Source organism: Terriglobales bacterium (assembly GCA_035624475.1).
Classification (GTDB): Bacteria; Acidobacteriota; Terriglobia; order Terriglobales; family Acidobacteriaceae; genus DASPRL01.
Genome location: DASPRL010000126.1, coordinates 1 through 6936 on the forward strand (window position 1 = coordinate 1; position 6936 = coordinate 6936).

General features: G+C 69.2%; 8 protein-coding genes. 5 read left to right on the forward strand and 3 right to left on the reverse strand.

The window, feature by feature from the left end:
* Together VEG08_05480 and VEG08_05485 are read left to right on the forward strand one after the other, a co-directional pair.
* A partial coding sequence (locus tag VEG08_05480) for an ATP-dependent 6-phosphofructokinase (GenBank protein ID HXZ27436.1) occupies positions 1 to 791 on the forward strand: 791 nt, incomplete at its 5' end.
* Positions 792 to 825: 34 nt separating this feature from the next.
* The gene (locus VEG08_05485) at positions 826 to 1884 is read left to right on the forward strand and encodes an SH3 domain-containing protein (protein ID HXZ27437.1); all 1059 of its coding nucleotides are present in this window, start codon (positions 826 to 828) and stop codon (positions 1882 to 1884) included.
* Positions 1885 to 2331: 447 nt separating this feature from the next.
* Here VEG08_05485 and VEG08_05490 read toward each other — a convergent pair whose 3' ends face one another.
* The 3 genes from VEG08_05490 to VEG08_05500 all read right to left on the reverse strand — a co-directional run bounded on the left by VEG08_05490 (position 2332) and on the right by VEG08_05500 (position 4766).
* Complete coding sequence (locus VEG08_05490; GenBank protein ID HXZ27438.1) at positions 2332 to 3540, reverse strand: DegT/DnrJ/EryC1/StrS family aminotransferase; 1209 nt, start codon at positions 3538 to 3540, stop codon at positions 2332 to 2334.
* Between the two features lie 19 nt (positions 3541 to 3559).
* Positions 3560 to 3928 (reverse strand): DUF309 domain-containing protein, encoded by a 369-nt coding sequence (locus tag VEG08_05495; GenBank protein HXZ27439.1) that lies wholly within the window; start codon positions 3926 to 3928, stop codon positions 3560 to 3562.
* A 67-nt stretch (positions 3929 to 3995) separates the two neighbouring features.
* Entirely contained in the window at positions 3996 to 4766 is a 771-nt protein-coding gene (locus VEG08_05500) for a urate hydroxylase PuuD (protein ID HXZ27440.1), read from the reverse strand.
* A gap of 345 nt (positions 4767 to 5111) precedes the next feature.
* Here VEG08_05500 and hfq point away from each other — a divergent pair, with 345 nt between their 5' ends.
* From hfq to VEG08_05515, 3 genes are all read left to right on the forward strand, one after another.
* The gene (hfq, locus tag VEG08_05505) at positions 5112 to 5408 is read left to right on the forward strand and encodes an RNA chaperone Hfq (GenBank protein ID HXZ27441.1); all 297 of its coding nucleotides are present in this window, start codon (positions 5112 to 5114) and stop codon (positions 5406 to 5408) included.
* Between the two features lie 51 nt (positions 5409 to 5459).
* Positions 5460 to 6845, forward strand: a complete 1386-nt coding sequence (hflX, locus tag VEG08_05510; GenBank protein HXZ27442.1) for a GTPase HflX — start codon at positions 5460 to 5462, stop codon at positions 6843 to 6845.
* A 16-nt stretch (positions 6846 to 6861) separates the two neighbouring features.
* Positions 6862 to 6936: four helix bundle protein (locus VEG08_05515; GenBank protein ID HXZ27443.1), on the forward strand; the 75-nt coding region annotated here is incomplete at its 3' end.

Consider the following 6936-nt stretch of genomic DNA (forward strand, 5'->3'; position numbering starts at 1 on the left):
CGCGCGCGCTGGGGCTGGACGCGCTCATCCTGATCGGCGGCGACGGCACCCAGAAGATCGGCTTGCAGCTTTTCCGCAAGGGGCTGAAGGTGGTGGGCGTGCCCAAGACCATCGACAACGACCTCTCCGCTACCGACATCACCTTCGGCTTCGACACCGCGCTGCACGCGGTGACCGACGCCATCGACAAGATCCACACCACCGCCGAGTCGCACCACCGCATCATGCTGGTGGAGGTGATGGGCCGCGACGCCGGCTGGATTGCGCTCGAGGCCGGCATCGCCGGCGGCGCCCACGTCATCCTCATCCCCGAGATCCCCTTCACCATCGCGCACGTCTGCCAATTCGTGAAGCAGCGCGAGGGCCGGGGCAAGCGCTTCACCATCGTGGTGGTGGCCGAAGGCGTGAAGCTGCCGGCGGAGCTGCAGCCGAAGATCGGGGAGGAGAAACGGAGCGCGCCGCGGGCGGGCTCGGTGGGCGCCCTGGTGGGCGACGCCATCGGACGCGCCACCCAGCGCGAGACCCGGGTCACCGTGCTCGGCCACCTGCAGCGCGGGGGCTCGCCCTCCCCCTTCGACCGCGTGCTCAGCACCCGCTTCGGGGTGGCCGCGGTGGAACTGGTGGCGCGCGGCGAGTTCGGCAAGATGGTGTGCCTGCGCGGCTCCCGCATCCAGAGCGTCGAGATCGCCGAGGCCATCGGCGCCATGAAGGCGGTGGACCCCGACGGCGACACCGTGCGTGCCGCCCGCGCCATCGGCATCAGCTTCGGCGACGGGCGGGGCTTCGCCTGAGCCCGCGCCGGGCTGCTATCATGGTGCGCCTGCCGTGAACTGCTCCAATTCCAACCATTTCCCGGCTGCGCGCGGAAGGCGCGCAGCCTTCGCCGCCCTCGCCGCCGGCCTGGTTCTGCTGCTCTGGCTGGGCCTGGCCGGATGCCGCCGCGGCTCCTCCAGGAACATCGAGGTCGGCTACGTGGCCGTGCCCCAGGTCACGCTGCGCGACCGCGTGGCCGCCGTCTACGCCAAGGTGGGCGTGGTCAAGAACGGGGAGAAGGTCGAGATCCTGGAAAAGGCGCGCAACGAGCGCTACGTGCGGGTGCGCTCGCCCCGCGGCGAGATGGGCTGGATGGAGGCGCGCTACCTGGCCGGCCCCGAGGTCTTCCAGGCGCTGGAGCGACTGGCCGCGGCCAACGCCACCGTCCCGGTGCAGGCCCAGGCCACCGTCCGCCATCCCGCCAACGTGCACGTCGAGCCCGCCCGCGACAGCGAGCATCTCTACCTGCTCGACGAGGGCACCAAGGTGCAGTTGCTGAAGCGCGCGGTGGCGGAGAAGCCGGCGACCTCGGGACCGGCCGCGGCCACGCCCGTCCCCACCCCGGGCAAGCCCGTCCCCCCCCCCAGCATGGAAGACTGGTGGCTGCTGCGCGATCCCCAGGGCCACGTGGGCTGGGTGCTGGCGCGCATGGTGGACGAGGACGTTCCCCTGGAGGTGGCGCAGTACGCCGAGGGGCGGCGCATCGTCGCGTTCTTCGTGCTCAACCGCGTGCCCGACGGCCAGAAGCAGGTGCCGCAGTTCCTGCTGCTGCTCACCGATCCCAAGGATGGTCTGCCCTTCGACTTCAACCAGGTGCGGGTCTTCACCTGGAACCCGAGGAAGCAGCGCTATGAGACCGCCTACCGCCAGAGCCGGCTCTACGGCCTGCTGCCCGCCCGCGTCGGTGAGGAGGACTTCGGCGGGCGCGAGGGCAAGCTGCCCGTCTTCTTCCTGCGCCTGCAGGACAAGGACGGCCAGGTGGCCGAGCACAAGTTCAAGATGAACACGGTGGTGGTGCGGGAGGTGCTGGCCCCGGGCGCAGAGAGGCCCAAGTCGCGGAAAGGGAAGTAGTCTGCCTCGAGTTTCCAGTTTCTCGTTTCTAGTTTCTCGAGCGATTCCGGGAGGGCACGACTTCAGTCGTGCCGGACGTAGCCGCTTCTTCGGATTGTCATCCTGAGGAAGCCCGACCGGCCGCGATCCCGCCTGGCGGGAGAGCGGGCAAGGAAGGGCGACCGAAGGACCCCTTTAGCCAAGAGGATCTCCGAAAATCCCTGTCATCGTTATGGAAGGGTCGAAGGAGAAGGAGTAGGGGTCCTTCGACTCGCGCCACTTTGCGGCCAAGCCGCAAAGTGGCGCTCGCTCAGGATGACAAATCAGTGGGTTGGCTTTCTTACGGCACGACTGAAGTCGTGCCCTCCCGGAAGCAAGCTGAGATTCGCCTGGGAGATAACCCGCTCAAAGAACACTTGAGTGGGGCAGCCGGCCTTTTCTGGAAACTAGAAACGAGGAACTAGAAACTCAAGAATAGAACTGCGCCATGGCGGCGACCACGTACTCCTGCTCCTCGGGCTCCAGCTCGGGGAACATGGGCAGGGCCAGCACCTCGCGCGCGGCGCGCTCGGCCTCCGGGAAGCTGCCCTCGGCGTAGCCCAGGTAGACGAAGCACTGCTGCAGGTGCATGGGGATGGGGTAATAGACCTCGGTGGCGACGCCGCGCTCGGCCAGGAAGTGGCGCAGGTCGTCGCGGCGCTCCGCCCGGATCACGTACTGGTGCCAGGCGTGGTAGGCCTCGGCCAGCACGTGCGGCGGCTGCACCGGGGCGGGCTGCGAGGCTGAGCGGGGCGCGGACAGTCCGGCCTTGGCCAGCAGGCGCCCGTAGCTCTCGGCCACCTGGTTGCGGCGCTGGTTCCACTCGTTGACGTGCTGCAGCTTGACCCGGAGCACCGCGGCCTGGAGCGCGTCCAGGCGGCTGTTCCATCCCATCTCGTCGTGGCGATAGCGTTCGCGCATGCCGTGGTTGCGCAGGCTGAGCATGCGCTCGGCCATCCCAGGCTCGCTGGTGGCGACCGCGCCGCCGTCCCCGAAGCCGCCCAGGTTCTTGGTGGGATAGAAGCTGAGGGCGGCGGCCGCGGCCAGCGAGCCGGCGCGCTGCCCCCTCCAGGCCGCGCCGAAGGACTGGGCCGCGTCTTCCAGCAGCACCAGCTTGCCTTCCGCCGCGATGTTCTGCAGCTCGTCCATCTGCGCGCACTGGCCGTAGAGATGGACGGCGAGGATGGCGCGCAGCCGCGAGGTCAGCGCGCTGTTCACCTTGTGGCGGGTCTGGACGGGATCGAGGTTGAAGGTGAGGGGATCGATGTCCACCAGCACCGGGCGGGCGCCGGCGCGGGCGATGGCGGTGGCGGTGGCGATGAAGCTGAAGGCGGTGGTCAGCACCTCGTCGCCGGGCTGCACCCCGGCGGCCACCAGCGCCAGCCACAGGGCGTCGGTGCCGGAGGCGCAGGCCACGGTGGTGGCCGCGCCGGTGAAGGTGGCGAGCTCGCGCTCGAAGGCGGCGACCTCTTCCCCCAGGATGAAGCGCTGCGAGTCGCAGACGCGCGCCAGCGCCGCGGCGACCTCCTGGCGGATGCCGGCGTACTGGCGGGTGAGGTCCAGTTGCGGGATGCGCCGCATCTCGCCGGCGCGGGCCGGCGCTGGTCGCGGCTTCTTCGTGGTGGAAGCGGTCTTCACGGGCGGCAAAAAAAGTCTATCACCGCCGGGCGCGGAGCGGGGGCTTGGCGGGGCGACGCAGGCGAGGCGGCGCGGGCGTGGGCACGCCGGCGGCCAGGGCTTCCTCCCAGCGGGCGAGGGCGCGCCGCAGCCCGGCCACGTCCAGGCCGGCGTAGGCGGCGGGATAGCCGGCCAGCTTCTTCCCGCCCCGCGCCAGCAGCGAGCGCGCTCCCGCGAGGTTTCCGGTGGAGTGGTGGTGCAGGCCCACCGCGATCTGGATCAGCGCCTGCAGGAAGAGTTTGCGGCGGCCCGCGGCCTCCCGCCAGACGTCCTCCAAGGCCTCGTGGGCGTCGAAGAAATCCCCGGCATTGAAGAGCGAGATCCCCCGCCGGTAGCCGGATGCATCCACGCGTCCATTCTCACACAAAGGAAAAGCCCTCGCCGGGGCGAGGGCCTTGGCAGCGCTTGCGCGCGGGCTACTTTCCGAACAGGGCGTAGTGGCTGGCCGCCGCCATGAAGAAGAGCAGGGCGATGGAGAGCCAGGTATTGGTGCGCGAGGCCAGGAAGGCCTGGCGCGCCAGCTTGGCGGCTTCCGCCGGGATGGGGGTGCCGTCGGCGGCGTTGGCCTTGGTCCAGGCGATGGTCTTCTTGTTGTTGCGCCAGATGATGCCCCAGACGTTGAGCAGCATGATGATGCCCAGACCGCCGCCCACTCCGATGGCGAGCACGTTGTTGGCGTATTCCACGTTCGAGTTGAGGTCCAGGAAGAGCCAGGCTGCGGCCGTCACCAGGATCAGGATCAGCACCCACAGCACCTTGCCGTTGTTCAGTGCTCCCTTCACCGGCGCGAGCAGGATGTACTCGATCAGCCAGGCCCCGATCCAGATCGCGAAGAAGGTGCCCAGCACCATGCCCTCGGAGGCCTGGGTGACGCCGTTGGAGTGCAGGTAGGCGACGTTGCCGCGCACGCTGTTCTCCCAATAGAAGAGGCCGGCCAGCACCGTCACCACCGCACCCCAACGGAACCACCACAGCGCCTTGGGCATCAGCGAGGGGATGACCTTGCCCTTGGTGGCCCCGTCCAGCTCCTTCATGAAGGGGACGTTCACCAGGTTGAAGAAATAGAGCAGGCCGATCCAGGTGATCCCGGCCAGGAAGTGGATCCATCGCAGCACGATGAGATAGATGCTGTTGAAATCCGAAGGGGGGTGGAAGGGGATCGAACTCCATGCGGCCAGGATGTGCATCGCGATTCCTCCGCTCTGATCCGAGGTTCGACGGCGTCCGCGAGAGACAAAAAACGAGTCCCGGAAGACCGGGACTCATGCTTGGCGTAATTCCCTGGTTGCGCCGTGTGGGATGGACCGCCTTGCGGCAGCCATCGTCCCCCGGTCGTCTATGAAGCCGCAGAAAGCGGCCTGATACTCCCACGTTGCGTGCGGAATGTCAATGCGCTTGCCCGCCGCTCTCCGCCTGGCACCGGCCGGGCAGCCGGGGCGGGGTTGAAAACCCGGCGGGGAAAGCCGTATCGTGGAAGCAGCGGCGGGCTGATCCTGGCCGGGCCTGCCCAGTGGTTCTCAAGGAGATCGGCGATGGACAACAAGCCGGCACAGAACATCCAGGACTCCTTCCTCAACAGCGCCCGCAAGGACAAGGCCATCATCACCATCTACCTGATGAGCGGGGTGAAGCTGACGGGACGCATCCGCTCCTTCGACAAGTACTCCGTGGTGCTGGAGACCAACAACCAGGAACAGCTGATCTTCAAGCACGCCATCTCGACGGTGGTCATGGCCAAGGCGGGGCCGCACGCCGAGCCGAGACCGGTAGCTGCCAGCGCGCCCCAGCCGGCGGCCAACCCGGTCGCTCCCTCGGGCACGGAGGCATAGCCCATTCGCAGCAGTCCCCCCCGCGCGGGGTCCCGGCAGGCGCCCGCTGGAGTGTCTTCTGCGGACGGCAGGACCGCCCGCGAGCGCGCCTTCCTGGTGGGCCTGGACTACCGCCCGAGCCGCGCGCCCCGGCCGGGTAGCCGCGGAGACGCGGGCGCGCTCCCTCCCGGGGCGCGGCTGGCGCGCGCAGCCGCCAGGCCGGCGTCCGCCGCCGCCGCCCGCGCTCCCCGCGCGGCCGAGTTCAGCGCCGAAGAGTCCATGGCGGAGCTGCAGGAGCTGGCCGCCAGCGCCGGCGCCCAGGTAGTGGGCGAGTTCCTGCAGCACAAGGACAAGCCCGATCCCGCCACCCTCATCGGGCGCGGCAAGCTGGAGGAGATCGCCGGAGCCGCCGCCTCCGCCGGCGCCGACCTCCTGGTCTTCGACCACGATCTCTCCGCCTCGCAGCAGCGCAACATCGAGAAGGCGGTGCGGGTGCGGGTGGTGGACCGCACCCAGCTCATCCTCGACATCTTCGCCCGCCACGCCCGCACCCGGGAAGGCCAGTTGCAGGTGGAATTGGCGCAGTTGCAGTACCTGCTGCCGCGGCTGACGGGGCGGGGCGTGGAGATGTCGCAGCTGGGCGGCGGCATCGGCACCCGTGGCCCGGGCGAGACCCAGTTGGAGACCGACCGCCGCCGCATCTACCGGCGCATCCGCCACATCCAGCAGCAACTGGAGAACGTGCGCCGCATCCGCGCCCAGCAACGCCAGCGGCGGGAGTCGGTGCCGGTCTCCACCGTCGCCCTGGTGGGCTACACTAACGCCGGCAAGTCCACGCTCTTCAACGCCCTGACCCAGGCTGGGGTGGACGCCTCGCCGCGCCTGTTCGCCACCCTCGATCCCACCATCCGCGCCGTCACTCTGCCTTCCCGCCGCCAGGTGCTGCTCTCCGATACCGTCGGCTTCATCCGCCATCTGCCCCACACCCTGGTGACCTCCTTCCGCGCCACCCTGGAGGAGGTGCAGCGCGCGGCCCTGCTGCTGCACGTCTGCGACGCCACCAGCCCGCTCGCCGCCGAGCAGGCGGCGCAGGTGGAGGAGGTGCTGCGCGAGCTGGAGGTGCAGGGCAAGCCCCGCCTGCGCGTGCTCAACAAGGTGGACCTGCTGCCGGCGCTCGAGCGCGAGAGCCTGTGCGACGACGCCTCCACCCTGCACATCTCGGCGCTGCGCGGTATCGGTATCTCCACCCTGCTGGAGCGCATCGACCAGATGCTCGAGGAGGACCCGCTCAGCCGCGTGCGCCTGCGCATTCCGCAGAAGGAGGGCAAGGCCCTCTCCCTGCTCGAGGCCCGCGCCCGCATCTTCTTCCGCGCCTACCAGGACGGCTTCGTGGAGCTGGAAGCGCAGGCGCCCGAGTCGGTGCTGCGCAAGTTGCGACCGTTCGTGATCGAGGAGTAAGTACTCCACCAGCCAGTTGCGCCGGGCAGCGGTCTCCGTTCCCAGCAATATTGCAGAGGGCCAGGCGCGCTACTCGCATCATGAATTTCAG

Bases quoted from the DNA above. Each gene is read 5' to 3' on its own strand.
- VEG08_05500 (HXZ27440.1), bottom strand. From the start codon at position 4,766: ATGCACATCCTGGCCGCATGGAGTTCGATCCCCTTCCACCCCCCTTCG.
- hfq (HXZ27441.1), top strand. From the start codon at position 5,112: ATGGACAACAAGCCGGCACAGAACATCCAGGACTCCTTCCTCAACAGC.